This window comes from Pseudomonas sp. CFBP 13727, from assembly GCF_014841915.1.
Lineage (GTDB): Bacteria > Pseudomonadota > Gammaproteobacteria > Pseudomonadales > Pseudomonadaceae > Aquipseudomonas > Aquipseudomonas baltica.
In genome coordinates this window covers 455,708-473,367 of record NZ_JACYUT010000001.1, presented here as the reverse complement: position 1 = coordinate 473,367, position 17,660 = coordinate 455,708, and the positions used below count along the sequence as shown (strand labels likewise).

The 17,660-nt window shown below is 58.6% G+C and carries 15 protein-coding genes; 5 read left to right on the top strand and 10 right to left on the bottom strand.

All coding sequences use genetic code 11. The features are described from left to right. Positions 1 to 632 precede the first annotated feature (632 nt). The 4 genes from IFT76_RS01945 to IFT76_RS01930 form a co-directional block, all read right to left on the bottom strand. The gene (locus IFT76_RS01945; protein ID WP_192057241.1) at positions 633 to 1,085 is read right to left on the bottom strand and encodes a hypothetical protein; all 453 of its coding nucleotides are present in this window, start codon (positions 1,083 to 1,085) and stop codon (positions 633 to 635) included. Positions 1,086 to 1,566: 481 nt separating this feature from the next. After that, a protein-coding gene (locus IFT76_RS01940) for an IS3 family transposase (RefSeq protein ID WP_192057240.1) occupies positions 1,567 to 2,729 on the bottom strand; the annotation gives its coding sequence in 2 pieces (ribosomal slippage) (positions 1,567 to 2,477 and positions 2,477 to 2,729; 1,164 coding nt in all). 520 nt (positions 2,730 to 3,249) lie between these two features. Further along, positions 3,250 to 4,839 carry a histidine kinase famiy protein gene (locus IFT76_RS01935; RefSeq protein WP_043189005.1) on the bottom strand — a complete coding sequence of 530 codons (1,590 nt, stop codon included), beginning with the start codon at positions 4,837 to 4,839 and terminating at the stop codon, positions 3,250 to 3,252. A gap of 67 nt (positions 4,840 to 4,906) precedes the next feature. Continuing rightward, the gene (locus tag IFT76_RS01930; protein ID WP_192057239.1) at positions 4,907 to 5,278 is read right to left on the bottom strand and encodes a response regulator; all 372 of its coding nucleotides are present in this window, start codon (positions 5,276 to 5,278) and stop codon (positions 4,907 to 4,909) included. Between the two features lie 365 nt (positions 5,279 to 5,643). Between IFT76_RS01930 and IFT76_RS01925 the strand changes: the two genes are divergently transcribed. Beyond that, positions 5,644 to 6,834, top strand: coding sequence for a sensor histidine kinase (locus IFT76_RS01925; protein ID WP_192057238.1), 1,191 nt, complete (start codon positions 5,644 to 5,646; stop codon positions 6,832 to 6,834). Between the two features lie 419 nt (positions 6,835 to 7,253). Here the strand turns inward: IFT76_RS01925 and IFT76_RS01920 are convergent, their stop codons facing one another. Then, positions 7,254 to 9,539: an Orn/Lys/Arg family decarboxylase gene (locus tag IFT76_RS01920; RefSeq protein WP_192057237.1), complete on the bottom strand. Its 2,286-nt coding sequence runs from the start codon at positions 9,537 to 9,539 to the stop codon at positions 7,254 to 7,256. Further along, the gene (potE, locus tag IFT76_RS01915; protein WP_192057236.1) at positions 9,536 to 10,960 is read right to left on the bottom strand and encodes a putrescine-ornithine antiporter; all 1,425 of its coding nucleotides are present in this window, start codon (positions 10,958 to 10,960) and stop codon (positions 9,536 to 9,538) included. The genes IFT76_RS01920 and potE overlap by 4 nt, the downstream gene beginning before the upstream one ends. A 177-nt stretch (positions 10,961 to 11,137) precedes the next feature. Here potE and IFT76_RS01910 point away from each other — a divergent pair, with 177 nt between their 5' ends. After that, positions 11,138 to 11,356, top strand: coding sequence for a hypothetical protein (locus tag IFT76_RS01910; RefSeq protein WP_122478457.1), 219 nt, complete (start codon positions 11,138 to 11,140; stop codon positions 11,354 to 11,356). A 70-nt stretch (positions 11,357 to 11,426) separates the two neighbouring features. On the opposite strand, the gene IFT76_RS01905 is transcribed toward IFT76_RS01910, so the two are convergent. After that, on the bottom strand, positions 11,427 to 11,759 hold the full coding sequence (locus IFT76_RS01905) for a DUF6388 family protein (protein ID WP_192057235.1): 333 nt from the start codon (positions 11,757 to 11,759) through the stop codon (positions 11,427 to 11,429). Between the two features lie 415 nt (positions 11,760 to 12,174). Here IFT76_RS01905 and IFT76_RS01900 point away from each other — a divergent pair, with 415 nt between their 5' ends. Both IFT76_RS01900 and IFT76_RS01895 read left to right on the top strand, forming a co-directional pair. Continuing rightward, positions 12,175 to 12,522, top strand: coding sequence for a hypothetical protein (locus IFT76_RS01900; protein ID WP_192057234.1), 348 nt, complete (start codon positions 12,175 to 12,177; stop codon positions 12,520 to 12,522). A 91-nt stretch (positions 12,523 to 12,613) separates the two neighbouring features. Continuing rightward, entirely contained in the window at positions 12,614 to 12,832 is a 219-nt protein-coding gene (locus tag IFT76_RS01895; protein ID WP_122478450.1) for a hypothetical protein, read from the top strand. Between the two features lie 2 nt (positions 12,833 to 12,834). Here the strand turns inward: IFT76_RS01895 and IFT76_RS01890 are convergent, their stop codons facing one another. Together IFT76_RS01890 and ku are read right to left on the bottom strand one after the other, a co-directional pair. Next, complete coding sequence (locus IFT76_RS01890) at positions 12,835 to 15,630, bottom strand: autotransporter outer membrane beta-barrel domain-containing protein (RefSeq protein WP_192057233.1); 2,796 nt, start codon at positions 15,628 to 15,630, stop codon at positions 12,835 to 12,837. 214 nt (positions 15,631 to 15,844) lie between these two features. Further along, positions 15,845 to 16,723, bottom strand: a complete 879-nt coding sequence (ku, locus tag IFT76_RS01885; RefSeq protein ID WP_192057232.1) for a non-homologous end joining protein Ku — start codon at positions 16,721 to 16,723, stop codon at positions 15,845 to 15,847. A 253-nt stretch (positions 16,724 to 16,976) separates the two neighbouring features. On the opposite strand from ku, the gene IFT76_RS01880 reads away from it, so the two are divergent. Continuing rightward, entirely contained in the window at positions 16,977 to 17,234 is a 258-nt protein-coding gene (locus tag IFT76_RS01880; RefSeq protein ID WP_122714198.1) for a DUF1652 domain-containing protein, read from the top strand. A gap of 121 nt (positions 17,235 to 17,355) precedes the next feature. On the opposite strand, the gene IFT76_RS01875 is transcribed toward IFT76_RS01880, so the two are convergent. After that, on the bottom strand, positions 17,356 to 17,631 hold the full coding sequence (locus tag IFT76_RS01875; RefSeq protein ID WP_043189034.1) for a peptidylprolyl isomerase: 276 nt from the start codon (positions 17,629 to 17,631) through the stop codon (positions 17,356 to 17,358). Positions 17,632 to 17,660: the final 29 nt, after the last annotated feature.

Sequence of the window (17,660 nt, the reverse complement as noted above, 5' to 3'; positions counted from 1 at the left end):
AATGGGTGCTACATAGGCATCTCAACCTATCAATGGTTCAACTGATGTGACAAAAGCTTGACAGGGCTCTCGGGCTAGCCCTGTCCGTTGCTAAAATGTTGGCGTGCATTCCATCTGCTATCAGTATTCGCTCGTATGCAGATAGTCTAGGATGTCGCGCCGGAAAACCTTGGACCAGCAACATGCTTGTTTCAGTCCGAACGCTCAGCGCCGAGATATTACCTGCCTGCCTCAGGCAAGGAGACAGCCCCTATGCCTATGAGGTGACCAGCTACGACGGCGCTGTGACATATTTCAGTACTGGAGTAGAAGCCGCAGCCTACGCGACGGCCCTACATAGACAACATTGCGAACTGCTCGGCGTGCAAAACGAACGGGAGTTTTAATGCGCCTTTTTCGCCAACCGAATCTGGTTGGGAACCTCCTACAGGTCATTCCCAGAACTGTTTCCAACGATCCACAGCAGATCGCGCCACGGGAATCTGCTCTGACCGCCCATCAGCTTGCAAGTCGGACTGTGCACGAACGGCTTGCTTGAGTCGCGAAGCTGCTGGTACCCGTCGCAGGTTCTGCAGCGAATGTGAGGGAAGGGGTCATCGTGCACGGACCAGAGCTTTGCCCAGGTGTCGATGTCACTCAGCTTGGGTGTAAGGTTCAGCCATTCCAGCGTATCCATATGCGCCTCCGTTGTCCTGGTCCAAGCATAGTGAGCGCTGGTGCTCTGCGCTAGTGGGCTCGGCTGGTGACCGATCTGGCGCTGCAGACGTTTCGGGGAAGGGATAGGGAATCTCAGCTGCTTGCCGAGCGGCCATCTGCATGCCGCGCATCTTGTTGCCAATGGCCGACAGCTCGACGTGAGCGGCGGAAAGGTCACGCTTATAGGACGCCAGCAGGTGCAGAGCCTGGTCGCGCTCGCGCGCGGTGATGGCGTGAATGTCCACCAGCTTCAGGATGTTCGCTCGCGCCTGGCGCAGATCGGCGGCTACTTGCTCATACTCTGCTTGGACCAGGGCGGCCTGCTGCTTCCATATCTGGGCTTCGGTGGGTATGCCAAGGCATCCGAACTCTTCGTCTTCGATTTCCATATTGCCGCTCGCAAGTACTGTATGCGCGTACAGTATTCGAGGTTGGGCGGATTGCTCAAGGCTCGTTCGATGGATGGTGCAGGGGTGAGGGGTGTTTGGTCGGCAGAACGCCGGAGGAGGGAAATATGCAGCGTGACCAAAACGTGAGTCACGCCAGTTCACAGCGTGAACAAGGTGAGCATTTATGAGACAGCGTGACCGATTGCGGGCGGCGTAAACGCTTGATTTAAAAAGGCTCCTCAAGGAGCATATGATTTAGGTTCCTGTGCGTCTTGAGTCGGATGGTTGCCCAAGACCCAGGCTGCAAGCCCCGTATTTCCGTTTGCAAAAACACAGAAAAGGTTACTTTTTGGCTTTGTCAGACAGCCGTGATGGTATCCTCTAGATATTCGAGAAGGGCGCGGAAGCATCTCAATATGCAAGCAAACTGCTTAAAGAGGATCGCAGTCGCTAGGGCGTTGAAGAAGACAGGGTGTAGTGGTCAACTGATCCCGGACACGACGTTAAGTTTTTTCTCGGCCTGAGCCGGTGGCAGCCCACCATTAAATTGGTGCGGTCGAATCCAGTTGTACCTGTGCATCAAAAAATGGCTGATATCCCGCTGAGCTTGTTGGACCGTCGTGTAGCCCATGGTCGGTATCCACTCGGTTTTCAGGCTCCTGAACACCCGCTCCATCGGCGCATTATCCCAACAATTTCCTCGCCGGCTCATGCTCTGACGCATGCGATATCGCCAAAGGCGCTGGCGAAAACTCCGGCTTCCATATTGCGAGCCCTGGTCGGAGTGGAACAGCAGACCTTGAGGCTTCCCTCGCTGCTCGTAAGCCATGTCCAAGGCCTTGATGACCAAGTCGGCATCCGGCTTTCCCGACAACGCCCAGCCCACAACACGGCGGGCAAAAAGATCTAGCACAACCGCCAGATACTGCCATTTCCCTTGAGCCCAGATGTAAGTGATATCGCCACACCAGACGTGGTCAGGAGCGGACACATCAAACTCCCGGTTCAAAACATTAGGGATGTCGGGCCGCTCGACCTTCGCCTTTTTGTAAGCATGCGATCCCGGTTGTTTGCTGACCAACTCCAGCTCGCGCATCAGGCTGCGTACCTTGAATCGCCCGATCTGCTCACCGTCGTCCTGCATCATGGCCATGATGCTACGGCTACCGGGAGCACTGCGGCCTTGGGTGAACAACTCGTTCACCCGACTGCGCAATCGAAGGCGTTCTACATCCGGTGTGCGGCGCCTGAGACGCCGAGCGTAGTAGCACGAGCGGGTCACTTCAAACACCTTGCACAGCCAATCAACCGGCTCGTGGATGCTCAACTGGTCAATCAGCGCGAACGCTCGAGATCTTCCGACATCAAGAGCGCGGTAGCCTTTTTTAAGATTGATTTTTCCCGCTCAAGGCGAGCAATTCGGGCTTCCAGCTCTTGGATTTTCTGCTGCTCCGGGGTCAGCGCTTTGCTCTGCGGGGTGACGCCCGTGCGTTCTTGCTGCACCTGGTCGACCCATCGGCGCAAAGCCGACTCGCCGACACCAAGCGAGCGGCTGGCCTCAATGAAGCTGTAATCCTGCTTAAGAACGAGGTCGGCAGCCTCGCGTTTGAATTCAGGGGAAAAGGTACGGCGTTGTTTGGTCATCTGACACCTCGTTCTGGCGATATTCTCGCCTAAATGGGTGTCCGGTTTCATTAGACCACTACAACTGCGCCCACCCACAATATCTGCACTCGAGATGATCAGCTTGAATGCTCCAACTTAAATTCCATTCCTTCAGATCGTAGTCGCTAGCAACCAACCTCAGACCAAGCCCTGCCATAGTCACCTCCACGAGGACGTGTCAGCATAGCTGTGCTTGCCTACCTATAGCTCAAGGATTGAAAACCGCCTGTCTGCAAATCGGTCGCGCTGTCCATATGTACAGCGCATGAGCCAAGCCATGGACGCCATTCCAACCCGAACACTTCGATATCTCCATTGACGACCTGTTGTGCATGCGCGCATGGCACCTACCTGGATCGCGTGGCCGGTGACAACATTATTCGCGCCGGGATTTTCGATGGTGACCTACTTATCTTCGACAGGGGCGCGGGAGCAAAAAAGGGCAGGTGATCATAGGCGTTACGCCTGTCGGCGGAGTGCGCACACCCCGTCAGAGGGCTCAGGTTATTCCGTTCGGCCCTTCGATGGCCTGTCGGATCTTCTTGGCTAGATCGCTAGGGATGTACGGCTTGGCAATTACCAAAAAATCACCACCTCCGGCATCTGTGCGCTCCAGAGAGTTCTCAGAGTAGCCCGTGGTCAGGAGCACCTTGATATTTGGGTACCGGCGCTTCGCTTCCCTGGCCAACATCACTCCATTCATGCCGCCCGGCATGATGAGATCCGTGAACAATACATCGTAAGCAGCGCTCTCCATACGTTCCAAAGCTTCCTTTCCGCTGTAGGCGATATCGCACTCGTAGCCGTATTCCTCAAGCACAGCTTGCGCAAGATCCGCGACATCCGGACGGTCTTCAACGACTAGTACCCGCTCATGACCTTGATGAACGTGAATTTCCTCGGCCGCTGCTAGCGTGTGGAGCTGACTATCATCTGCCGGAAAATACATACGGATAGTCGTTCCGATCCCTTCTTCGGAATAAATCCGAGCCACGCCACCAGACTGTTTTACGAAGCCGTAAACCATCGAAAGCCCCAGGCCTGAGCCTTTGCCCTCTTCCTTGGTAGTGAAGAAGGGGTCCATCACTCTGTTTAGGATGGACTCCGGCATTCCTCGGCCATTATCGGTAATGGCGACGCTGACATAGCGACCAGGCACGAGGCCCTCATAAGACGAGTTTTTGCTCAGCGTCACGTTACGGGTTTCAACGGACAACATCCGAGCATCCTGTCCCTCCATAGCGTCTCGAGCATTGATGTAAATGTTGAGCAGCGCCACTTCGGTCTGGGTCGGGTCTAATCTCGAGTTCCAGAGGTCTTTCGCAAGGTCATAGCGGATCTGCGTATCGACCAACGTGCGCTCTGCAGTTTCCTCGAAAGATATGATAAGCGTATTCAGGTTGATAACGCGCCCCTGCAGCTTTTGCTTGCGTGAAAATGCCAATAGCTGCTGGGTGAGGGTAGTGGCTCGCTCCGTGGCATCCCGTGCCTGAGTAGCATTGCGTTTAAGCCGCTGACGGTCGATCTCTGGCTTATCAGCGGAGCGCTGGATCATGTCTAGGTATCCCACCATGACCTGCAGCAAATTATTGAAGTCATGGGCTATTCCACCCGTCAGTTGGCCTAGTGCTTCCATTTTTTGCGATTGACGCAGCCCGTCCTCAGCATCACGACGTCTGCTCACGTCGAGCTGTGATGCGAAGAAATAGATTAGGTCGCCTGACTCGTTGTAAACCGGCGAGATAAACAGCGCATTCCAAAATGAGGTGCCATCTTTCTTGTAATTCACTACCTCGACGGCTATCTCCCGCCTGTCTTCAATCGCTTTTCTCACCTGTCCGATGATCTGTCGGTCCGTTTCAGCACCCTGAAGAAATCGACAGTTACGACCAACAATTTCCTCACGGGAGTAGCCAGTCATGTCTATGAAGGCATTGTTGGCAAAAATGATGGGATTATCAGGCCTCTTTGGATCCGTAATCGTCATCGGCATGCGCGTGGTTTCGACGGCTGCGAAGAAGATATTGTGATCAGATGCGCTTATGTCACCGGTAAAGTTGTCGGTCACGCGGTTGGAATGCTTAGCCATTTACGCTCCTGGTTTGGCGGTAGCTACCTTGAGGGCCTAGCTCTTGGAATCGCGAATCGGAGGATCCCTAGACTTGCCGATCAGAAGAAAAGATCTTCCGACAAAACGTCTCGAGACATTGCAGGGAAAAAGGCTTTGCAAGCCAGTGAACATCATCACTTCTCAGCGAATCCGCTCGTGGGTGATAGCCTGACATGACGACGATCGGACTCTCAGGTTGAGTCGCTTGAAGCTTACGCACCAGATCCATTCCGTCCATCTTCCCAGGCATACACAAGTCTGTAATTAGCAGCTGCACTGGGTAGGGCCTCTGCTGGATGTGCAGCCAGGCCTGGTCTGCTGTCTCAAAGACGTGAACTTGGTAGCCTAGATCTTGGAGGAACTCGAAGAGAAGATCACGGACCGGCTGCTCGTCTTCAACGAGAATGATAGTGTTCATAGGAGGTCATTTTCGAAGGAGATACGACATTGACTGCCAGCGTTCACGAACATTCCCTGCGGTTAGATTTTAGTCAACAATCATGAGTTGTGGTGCATGCTCGATGCGCCGGAAGGGGCGATTGAGGAATCTGTGAGCAGCGGATGCAACCTGCAGTGGACGATTTTGGGTTCAGCGAAGCGAGTTCAGGATGAGCTGACGCCCTTGGATGAACTGGTTCTGTCGTCAATGACGCAAACAGGTCCTTGCCGTGGGGTTTGGATGTGCAGGGTGAATGCGTCGGTAGATAAGCCATCCTAAGGCCGCAGCTGTACAATCTGCATAATCTTCACCTTCTTTTCTCTAAAATCAGGATCTAGGATCGGATGTCAACATCAGAATTTGAAATCGATATCGCTTCTATCGGAAAGATGGAGAGCATTCCTTTGATTCTGAGCTTGGTGAAAGCGACCACAGGTTTGCGCTTCGCAGCTGTTGCCAGGGTGACCACGAGTCGATGGGTGGCTTGTGCGGTCGATGACTCGATTGGATTGGAGTTGGCCGTTGGTAGCGAACGTCTTACAGCAGAGACTTTATGCGGCCAAGTGCATGATCTGCGCAGATCATTGGTGTTCGGTAGCGGTTTTGCTGAATTGTCTCGTTTAGGATACGAAGCGGTGGCGCCGAGCGATTTGCCTGCCGTACAAAGCCATATTTCCATTCCCATCATTACTGCCAATGGGGAGCTATTTGGAACCCTATGTGCGCTGGACGTAATGCCCATTACCTTGAATAAGCAGTCGGCTATAAATACGCTTGAGCTTTTCGCTCAGCTAATCGCCGTGAATTTGAGTTTGCACGATCGCCTTGAACAAAGTGAATCTCAACTCGTTGCATCAACCGAGCTTGGCCGGCTCCGCGAACAATTCATTGCGGTTCTAGGGCATGACCTCCGTACCCCGCTTAGCGCCGTAAGGCTCAGCGCAGATGCGCTACGCGCGAACATTTCGGAGAGCCGACGTTTGCTGCTGGCCGAAGGTATTCGGTTAAGCGCGGCACGCATGGCCGCATTGATAGAGGACATTTTGGACTTCACACGCTGTCAGCTAGGAGGTGATGTCGTAATGAATCTCCGTCGAGCAGACGACATTTTTGATGTGCTTGGAGCTGTTGTTCAGGAGGTCCGTTTGGCCCATCCGGAAGCAAATATCACGTTTGACTATGAGGGCGCTACTGCATTGTTATGTGATGTCGGCAGGATTAGTCAGCTGGTTTCCAACCTCTTGACCAACGCAGTAGCGCATGGTCAAAAAGGAGGGGCAATTGTGCTAAAGGGGCGCATCGATGAGGGAATGTTGGTGCTGAGCTGCATCAACGGGGGGCAGCCAATCCCAGATACGTTGCTTGGATCTCTTTTCGAGCCTTTTACGCGTACCGACCGTGACAGTCACACAGAGGGCCTTGGGCTGGGCCTATATATATGCTCGCAGGTTGCTGAAGCTCATGGTGGTACGTTGAGCGTAACCTCCAACAAAGACGCAACGATATTTGTCGCATCAATACCAGTACGCTTGTAGGTTCACTACGATGCTTCGCGGTAACGGAACAATGGCTTGAAGCCTACAAATGGCTACAGATTCCATTGGTCACAAGCGAAGGCCGTATGCATAATCGGCATAGGGCTCGGCAATGTCATCTGATACCAATTCTGATACCAATGGCGGCTTTTTGTTGATGCCTCACGAGCGCTGGGGAGCGGGAAATGCCCGAAAACATTGATCAACAGCTAACGTCAGCAACCACTTAAGACTGCATGGTGATGTTAGCGGTGGAGATCAAGGAGCTTACCTATCAATAACTTGGGGAGCGATGGTTTCGGTGGCCGAACTGCTGGGCGATACGCGGGGAATTCAAACCGGACATTGTGCGTATTGTCGCATAGGTATGGCAGCAGTTGTACGGCGCCCGACAGTCAATTCCCCCGGCAGATGCATCCTCACTTGAGCACCAACAACCGATACTCCCCCCCATCGCTTTCAATGCCATGGGTGTCATGGGTAAACCCCGGGAATGACCGGTCGAAGCTCTCCAGAGCCCGCAGGTAGGCCAGCAGCGGTCCATCGGCGGCGCCGGCGTTTTCTCCAGGCATTAGCAACGGAATGCCAGGCGGGTAGGGCACTATGCCTGTGGCGGCGATGCGTCCGGCTGCGTTCTCCAGAGTGACCTGTTCCACTTCGTTCCTGACCAGCTTCTCGTAGGCTTCCACCGGGCTGAATTCGGCCTTGGGCAGCATGCCAAAGGCCGCGGCCATGGCTGCAGTGGTGCGGGTTTCCTTCATTGCCGCGAAAATTTCTTCGGCCAGATCGCGCAGGCCCATGCCGCTGTAGCGCTGTTGGGTGGCAGCAAGCAGGTCGGGCAGGCACAACTCCAGCTCCAGGTTGGCATCGTAATCGCGCTTGAAGTCCAGCAGCGCATTCACCAAGGTGCCCCACTTGCCTTTGGTGATACCGATGGAGAACAGGAAGAGCAGGGTGAAGTCGGTGGTCTTCTCGACCACGATGCCCTGCCGGCCCAGATACGCGCTGATCACGCACGCCGGTACGCCGAAATCCAGAAGCTCGCCGTCGTCGCCCATGCCCGGGCTCAGGATCGACACCTTGATCGGGTCGAGCATGCAGTAGCCGTCTTCGATGTCGCCGAAACCGTGCCAGACTTCGTTGGGGTGCAGGACCCAGCAGTCGGGGTCGGATTTGAGCTTGATCGGGTCGACTTCATGGAACGCGATGGCGGCACCGCCGACCGCTATCGACGGCGGCTGCCAGCAGGACACGAACCAGTCGCCGTTGGCGAGCATGTCGCTGTGCATGCGCGAGATCACCTGGCGGAAAGCGATGGCCTCCTCAAGGGATTCGTTGGTGAGAATCTGCCCGCTGGGTGCCTCCATCATGGCCGAGCTGACGTCGCACGACGCCATGATCGCGTAGTTGGGCGAGGTCGAGGCGTGCATCATGTACGACTCGTTGAAGCGTCCGTGGGGGATCGGATTGCGCCCGTTGCGCACGTGGATCATCGACGCCTGGGACAATGCTGCGAGCAACTTGTGGGTCGACTGCGTGGCGAACACCGTGGGCTTGGACGCGTCGTGATCGTCGGGGCTGCCGTGCATCGCGAAGCGGTCCTTGTACAACGGATTGAACCGCGCATAGCCGTACCAGGCCTCGTCGAAGTGCAGGCGGTCGACGCTTTGCCCGAGCAATTCCTCCACGCGCGTCACGTTATAGGTCAGGCCGTCGTAGGTGGAATTGGTGACGATGGCGTGCACCGGCGTAGGGTCGATGTGACTCTTGACCAGCGGGTTGCCTGCAATCGCCGCGCGCACCCCGTCGGCACTCAAGGTCTGCGGCAGGATCGGACCGATGATGCCGAAGCGATTGCGCGTCGGCACCAGGTAGGTCGGAATCGCCCCCGACAGCGTCATCGCGTGCTCGGCAGACTTGTGACAGTTGCGGTCGCACAGCGCGATCTGGTCGCGGGTGACGCTGGCCATGAGGATCACCCGGTTGGACATCGACGAGCCATTGGTGACGTAGTAGGTGCGATGCGCGCCGAACACCTTGGCCGCGTAGCGCTCGCCCTGGCCGATGGGCCCGCTGTGGTCGAGCAGGGAGCCCAGCTCGCCCACCGAGATGGATAGGTCGGAACGCAACAGGTTTTCCCCGAAGAACTCGTAGAACGCCCGGCCCGCCGTGCTCTTCAGAAACGCCGTGCCGCCGGCATGCCCCGGCGTATGCCAGGAGTATTCATAGCTGCGGGCAAACTTGAGCAGCGCGCCGAACATCGGCGGCAACACCGCCTGCCGATAGCGCTCGATGGCGGCCATGATCCGCCCACTGAGAAAGCGGCTGGTGTCTTCCGGCAGCCAGATGAAATCGTCGGCGTGTTGCATGACGATCAGCGGCACATTGGCGGCAGTGCTGCGATCGCTGATCAGAAACACCGGGACCCGAGTATTGCGTTCGCGCAGGGCGACCAGCAGGTCGATGCACTGCTGGTGGTGATCGCTCTCGTCCATTTCCCAACTCAGCAGCACGCACTGGATCGCCGGGTCGGTGCTCAGGATGGCCTTGGCGTCGCGCACGCTTTCCGAAGTGATCACGCTGACCGCGCGCTCTTCCACATCGGCGATGAGCTGGATCAGCGCCCGGCCGAATACCGTGCGTTTGTCGGGCTGGTTGCTGACCAGCAGTGCCAGCATCCCCAGCAGGTTTCTATGTTCCGTCATGGTCGTGCCTCCAGTGCAGGGCTGTTCAATGTCGAGTGGGGCAGACCGTTCACGGGAATCGGCTCGCCGACGATGTGCTGGGCGGCGACGGTCTGGGTCGGGGCGCTGTTGTTGACCGCTTCCAGGCGGATCAGGCGGTTGTTGACAAAACCGAACAGCGTATAGCCGACGATGGTCGCCACACCGCCAAGCATCAGCGCCTGGGCGCCCGAGCTATACAGCGCCAGGTAGCTGTAGGCCGCTGCGATCCAGGCGACGATGTTGGTCACCAGGGCTTTGTTGGCCGGTACGTTGGACACCTTCTGCAAGGTCATCAGGGTGGCCATCGACAGGATGTAGGGCACCAGGTTGGTAACCACCGCCAGGTTCACCAGGGTATCGAACTGCTTGGCCAGGTCGGGGCTGATGGTCAGCAGGGCCAGGGCCGTCTGGATCGCCAGCAGGACCAGCATGCTGATGATCGGCACACCGTGCTGGTTGACCTTGGCAAAGATCGGCAAAAAGTAACCGGTGTCGGCAGAACTCTTGAACACCTGTGCGACCGTGAACTGCCAGCCCAGCAGCGAGCCGATGCAGGCCAGGACCATCAGGCCCATGACCAGATTGCCGATCATCGGCGTGAACATCGTGGCGAACACCAGGCCGAACGGTGCGGTAGAGGACACCAGCTCGGCATTGCCGACGATGCCCGCGATGACGTTGGTGGAGACGATGTAGATCACCGCCGCGCCCAGGGTCCCGCCGAGCACGGCGATAGGCACGTTCTTTTCCGGGTTTTCCACGGCATCGCCGTTGGCGCAGGCCGACTCCAGGCCCAGGAACGCCCACAGCGTGATTGCCACCGAGGCACCGGCCGCTTCGTACCAGGGCATGTCGTGGGGGTTCCAGCCCGCCGCATAAGTGCTGCTGTCGAACCAGAACCAGCCGACCGTCGATACCAATACGACCGGGGCAATCACGCCCCACACCGTGATCGCGCCGATCTTGCCAGTGATGTTGGCCCCGCCGAAATTGGCGAAGGTGGTGATCCACAGCAGCGCAATGGTCGCCAGGCCCACTTGCAGCGAATCGAGTTTGATACCGAACAACGTCTGGATATAACCAACCGCCGTGATGCTGATCGCCACGTTGGCGATCAACAGTGACAGTCCATACGTGTAGTTGGTGATGTAGTTGCCCGACTTGCCGAACGTATATTCCGCATAGCCACCCATGCCGCCGGTCTTGCGGCTGAGCATGCCACACCGGGCGAAGGCATAGGCCAGGGCCAGGGAGCCGGTGGCCGTGATCAGCCAGGAGAGAATCGAGATGCCGCCGACTTCGGCGAGTTTCGTGGGTAACAGAACGATGCCGGACCCCAGCATGTTGACGGCTGTCAGCATGGTCAGCTGACTTACACTCATCTTCTTCATGACGGCCACTCCATTGCCAGGATCATCAGCGAGGTCTTTAGCTATAGCAAAGAATCGACAGAAGACAAGGCGACGCGTGGTTGGTCGAAGTCAGGATGCCGCTCGTCAAGCCGACGGCACTTCCAGCGCGGTTGCCGTCTCCCACTATCAGGCGCGGATGAACCGTGCCACGAAAGGAGACATATCATGGTCCAAGACAACAACCACCCGGATAACCCCTATCAAGGGCCGGCCGAGCCCGGCAGCGGGGAAGAGGGTTACCCTGATATTCACGAGAAGGACGAGAAGCACGACGAGCACGACGATGACCATGAAGGCTCGCCGGGCAACAAGGCGGTAGATGAACCAGGCCGCAACTCGCCTGTCGATGAAGACGAAGAACATTCCCTCGGCAACAGCCTGTAAGCCGCACGTTTGACTACCAGGCACACCTGCACCCTGCCGAGTGCGGGGTGCCCTTGTGAGGCGTGATTCGTCAGCTCTCTTTCAGCCCGTTGAGCTGCATGTATTCGTCCCACGGCATGCCCGCCATTTCGGCCACTTCCTTGTGCACTTCCAGACGCTGGGTTTCGAACTCCTGCGGTGTAGCCGCGGTGAGTTGCAGGGTCAATTCCCAGGCAAACATGCCTTGCGCATCGGCGAATTCCTCGAACGCCTCGTGCAGGCGCTCCGCACGGTATTCCGTGACGCTGAGCCCGGCTGCACGTGCGGCCAGCGGGTTGAGAGTGTCCAGTTCGGTTTGCAGCTCGGGACGCGCTTCGAGAAAGCGGTCCAGGGCGGCCTGGTGACGCGAATCGGGTTCTGCCATGGGGCCTTCGATGGGTAATGAGAGAGCACGGATTGTGCAGCCACGGATGCCGGCAGGCAATGCCACTGATGCGCGCTTTTGTGACGAAGTGCACGCAACGCTTTGGAACGAGCCCTGCAGCGAGGGCACTAAGGCCTATCTTCATTCATCACCGCGGGACCTTGCGATGGCCTATGTGTTGTTGCTGTTGGCAGGCGCCGTATTGGCGACTTCGGCCGCTTTGTGGCCGCAATTGTACGGCGTGTACGGCGCACCTCGGCGTTCCCGCCTGGGCGCCTGGGTGCTGGGTCATTTCGAGGTGCTTGGCGCTTTCGTTCTGTTCCTCATGGCCATGCATCTTTGTCAGTGATGGGTCGGTGATGCCGGCATCACGTGGCAGTGATACATTCGCGGTTTATTTCGAATGGAAACGACGATGCGCATCATCGCAGCAGCACTGGGCTTGTGTGTACTTACCGGTTGCACGGGCCTGAACATGAAACAGGCGCGCAGCGCAGCGCCGGTGCAAACCATGAACTCGGAAAAAACCGCGCAGAAAATAGCCCAGTGCGTTCAGTTCAGCTGGCAGGACGAAGCCATGTTCGGTGTCATGACCGATGCCTCTTCGGAGGCCAGCGAGGGCGGGTACACGGTGTTCACACCTGCGGCGACCTATTTCGCCGACATCCGCCCGCGCGGCGCCGGCAGTCTGGTCAGCTTCTATGCCCGCGAGCAGGGCGAGGTGGCCACACGTCGCCTGGCTTCGCTGGCCACCTGCCTCTGAGCGCAAGGCCTTGCGCTGCAAAGCAATCTGCACCTCGGCGCTGCGACGGCGTCATATGCGCTGAACCCCATGTGCTTTCAGCGAGGATGATATGGCACCCAGCAGTTCGACGCAGATTCCCGACCCTTTGGATCGTCCCAACGATCCGATCGAACCCGAGCCGTTTGCCGAGGGCAAGCCTGCCGAAGACCCACGTCCCGGCGACGAGAATCTTTCGCCCGTACCGATGGACCGCGATCGGGAGATGGATCCGCGTGAGGTCCGCACCCAGACCGGTGAGGCTGACATGAGCCCTGACGATTCCGCCTGAAGCTACCAACTGATGCGCACCCCCAGGCTGCCTTGCAGGCTTTCCTGGGGTTGTGCGTCCAGGCTGCGGGCGTAGTCGGCATTGAGGTACAGGCTGACATCGCTGCTCAATCGGGCTGCGATGCCCAACCCGAGCTGAGCCTGCGTGCTGCGATGCTGGGTGCGCAAGGTGTCGCTGTCATCGAACGTCACTGCGTCTTCGCCCTGGAAGGTGTGCCACAGGTTGGCCCGTACGTAGGGCTCGACCGGGGTACCGCTGACACGGTACTCGCCCTTCAAGCGCGCGCCCAATCTGGCGCGCCAATAGTCTTCGCTGTCGAAGTCCACTTTCGATACCGGGTCGCGAGCCGTGTCCAGCGTGATCCTCTGGCCGATCAGTTGCGCCTGCGGCTCCAGTGTCCAGTCCCCGGATAAAGCAATCGGATAGCCGCCTTCCACGGAAAGGGTGATGCCGTGTCCATCGAGATCCAGGCTATAGCCGCGTTCGGAGCGGCTGCGTCCGGTGAACCGGGTGCCCATGGCCACCACGTCCACGTAGCCGCCGGCCGGGCCCACCAGGGTCCAATAGGCACCTAGATTGTCGGCGCGCAGGCGGATGTCGCCGGAGGGGGTGTCGTCGAACCCCAGGGCGAAGCCACGCACCTGGCCGTCCACACGTGAATGCCCAGCGAACAGTCCTGCATGCTGGCGATAGCCGCCGTCGCCGAGGGTGGCGAACAAGTCGTGACCGACCTGGTAGCCGCGGGTGTTGCCTTTGAGGCTTGGCGCTGCGGCCCCGGCCCATTTCTGCCGCCCGTGGCTGCCGAATGTGCGTGCCCAGCCCGCCGCCAGGGCGCCGCGCTCACCGAGCAGGCTTTGTTCGCCCTGCCGCTCGTGGAAGCTGCCCAGGCTGTCCAGCGCCAGCAAGGCGGCGGCCGGAGGTACGACGCTGTAGGCCGGCACCTCGATCCGGTAGAGCACGATACGCTGGCCCGGAGTGGCCTGCGGCAAGGTCGGCGTGCCGACCGCAGCAACGGGTGCCTGGGCGGCTGGAGCCGGTTCCGTTGGTGCCGGTTCGGCCACAGGTGTTTCCGGCTGCACGGGCGCAGGCGGCACGAATGGCTCGACCGGGGTCTCCTCGGGCAGTTCGGCGTCCGGCGGTGTTACCGGTGGCGGCTCATCGACCGGGGGTTGCGTCACCGGAGGTTGGACAACGGGCGGCTCGATGATCGGTGGTTCGGCTATCGGGGGTTCGACCACCGGGGGCTGAATGATCGGCGGTTCGACCACAGGCGGTGTCACCGGCGGCGCTGCCACCACGGAAGACCGCAGGAACCAGCTGTTCTCGCTGCCTGCGGTCACGCCGCCCTTGAACAGGTAATACTGATAGGCCCCGACCGACAAGTCTTGCGCCAGGTTGAAAGCGCCGTCAGTGCTGGTCGCGCCCTGCGTGGCCTCGACCACGGCAATGCCGTTGGCGAGGGTCAGCGCGCCCTGGCCGTCGAGGTTGTCCACCGTGATCGCCGTGCTGCCGCTGATGGTGCCGCGCGCCACGATCAGCCGGTCGGCAGGCGCGTCGTCACCACCCAGCACGCTCTGCAAGCGCAAACGCGCGTCATTGCCCACATAGTTGCCAATCACAGTCAGCCGGTCACTCGCGTCGGCGCCACTGCGGGTCAGATCGATCAGGCCGGCGTTGTTCAGGGTCACCGTTTGCCCGGCGACTATCGGCCCGACCCAGCCCTGGGTGGCGCCCAGTGTACTGGTGCGGTCAAGGTTGAGCAGACCGCTGTCCAGCGGCGTCGAGTCATCGGCCAGGCTCAGCCGGTCGGGCAGGTCCAGCACCGAGCCGTTGTTCAGGTTGATGGTTTCCCAGTAGCTGTAGCGCGCGCCGCCGGTGGTGCGGCTGTTGTCCAGGGTCAGGGTATCGACTCCGGCATCACCGTAGACCAGGCTGGGGGAGGCCAGTTGTGTCTCGCCCAGGTTGCTCAGCAGCGCCGTATCGTTGCCTGGGCCCAGGCTGATGGCGCCGTGGATCAGGCCCGCGTCGCGCCAGATGAAACGGTCGTCGCCAAAGCTGAGCAAGACGTTGCCGCCGATATCACCACCGCTCACCGTCACCTGGTCGGTGCCGCCACTGACGCTGATGTTGCCGCCGATGCTGCCTGCGGAAACGGCGATGGTGTCATTGCCGAAGCCGGCAACCAGGTTGCCATTGATGCGCCCGCCGGACAGCTCGAACAGGTTGTTGTCGAGCTTCATGTCGACCCGGCCGATGGTGCCGCCGCTCATCCGCGCGATGTCGCCGTCCTCGAAGGCGCCGACGATGGTGCCGTCGGTCATGAGAAAGGTATCCAGCCCGTCACCTTGCCCCAAAGCCAGGATCTGCCCGCCGCGCATGATGAAGTTGTCGATGCCGCTGCCTTGGTTCACCGTACCGCTGACGGTGCCGCCAACGACTTCGAGCGTATCGGCGCCATCGCCTTGGGTCAGGGACAACAGGCGCCCGGCGCTGATGAACACGGTATCGGCACCCGCGCCGGTGTTCAGTGCGCCGCCCACAGTGCCCGAGCGCATCAACAAGCTGTCCTGGCCAGGGCCGAACTCGACCGCGCCGGTGATGGTGCCCGTGCCGTCGGCGGGCAGGGTAAGGCTGTTGTTGCCCAGCAGGTCGGAAAGCCCCGGCGCCGTTCCGCTGTCGCACACGTAGGCGTCATTGCCGACGCCGGGGCTGAAGGTGCAATCGGACCGGGCGTATTCGCACGGTACGGCCAGTGCGGTCAGTAGACTGGTGCGTATCAACAACTCGTTGGTATTCATTGGCAACTCCCACAGCCACGCGCGCGGATTAAACAAGGCGCGGTGGGCGATCAGGTGGTCAATGCAGACTTGCAATGCAACGAGTGTAGTCGAGAGGTTTTTAAAGTTGGTATTGAAAGCAGCTTTATATCAAGTTATTCAATAACGGTATTGATGAAAATATCTATTCATCAATACCGTTGGCAGTGAGCGCATTGTTGCTGTCTATCGATATTCAAGAAGCCTTGCGCGGGCTGCGACGTGCAGGCGTTTTTTTCGTCGCGGATTTTTCCTTGGCAGGCTTGGCCTTCGACGTGGTGGGTGATTTGCCAGCGAGGCTGCGCTTGAGCAGTTCGGTCAGGTCGATGACATCCGCAGTCTTGCGCGCTTCCTGGCCGACCTCGGTTTCCACGTCTTCGATCTCGCCCTTGTTGGCCTTTTTTTCCACCAGCGCCATGATCTTCTGCTCGAACTTGTCGACATACTCTTCAGGCTGCCAGTCGCCACTCATGTCTTCGACCAAGCGTTTGGCCATGTCCAGTTCCTTCTTGGTCAGTTCGGGTTTCCTCACCTCTTTGCCCAGCTCGAGTATGTCCAGGTCGCGAACTTCCGAAGGCCAGCGCAACTTGACCATCACCAGCGCGCCGTCCAATGGCATCAGTGCCGCCAAGTACTGACGGGTGTGCAATACCACCAATGCAAGTGCAACTTTCTTGGTACTGATCAGCGTTTCGCGCAACAGCGCGTAGACTTTCTCGCCACGTCGGTCAGGCGCCAGGAAGTAGGGTGTGTCGATGTTGGGCAGGGGAATCTGGTTGCGGTCGACGAAGGAGAAAATATCGATGGTCTGGGTTGAAACAGGGTGAGCGGCGCGGATCTCGTCTTCACTCAGCACCACGTAGCGGCCTTTTTCGTACTGCACGCCTTTTACGATGTTTTCCTTGTCCATCTCCTTGCCGGTTTTCTTGTTGATACGCTTGTAGCCGACCGGGTCCATGCTGCGTTTGTCCAGCCAGTCGAAGTCGACGCCCTGGGAGGCAGTGGCCGATACCAGCGCTACGGGAATATGAACCAGCCCGAAGCTGATCGCGCCTTTCCAGATTGCTCGTGCCATGGTGAAGGGTGCTCCTGCGCGGTGTGTTTGCAGGTGACCTTGCAGCCGCCCGCTAAGTTTCAATGCGCTGAATGCTGTGCAATTTGCAACGCTGTTGCACCTGGATATTGCACAATGCACGATACGGTTAGGCGCTTTAGTGGGTAAGTGTTTGATTTGTATGGCGAGTGCATGGCGGGGCGTGGGGCATGGAATGTGCACTGTATTCGGGCAAGCCCGATCTCAGGGATAAGACCAAGAATGGAGTGTCATCATGTTGTCCACCCTTGAACTGCGCAATATCATTGAAAGCAGTTTTCTGCCGCAACGCTGCCAATGTACCCAAGCCCATGACCGTTCGCTGACCGTGCGCGTGTTCGACCGCACTTCGCACAAGGTGGATTACATGCTCAGCGGCATTCGCACCGAGCAATTGACCAGCAGCCGCGCGATCTCGAACCTCATCGCAGGCATGCGCACCGACCTCAAATTGCAGCACCAAAGGCCCAAGGCGGTTGGCGAGTACCTCTAACCTTGTAGCAGCGGCCTTTTTCCGCCGTAGGAGCGGTCTGTGGCCGCGAACCAGACACCGCGGTGCATCCGCAGGTACGCGTTGGGCCTTCGCGGCCGCTGACCGCTCCTACAGATGCTCGTCAATCGCGGTAGAACACCTGCACCAGGTGATAACCGAACTTGCTTTTCACCGGCCCGTGCACCGTACGCAGCGGTTTCTTGAAGATGATCTGGTCGATGGCGCCAACCATCTGCCCCGGTCGCACTTCACCCAGGTCACCGCCGCGCTTGCCTGACGGGCAGGTCGAATACTTCTTCGCCAGCACATCGAACGCCTCACCTTTGGCAATCCGCAGGCGCAGCGCCTCCGCCTCCTCGGCGGTTTTGACCAGAATGTGCCTAGCTTGTGCCTTCATTGCCCGATGCTCGCTGGAAAAAGCCGCTG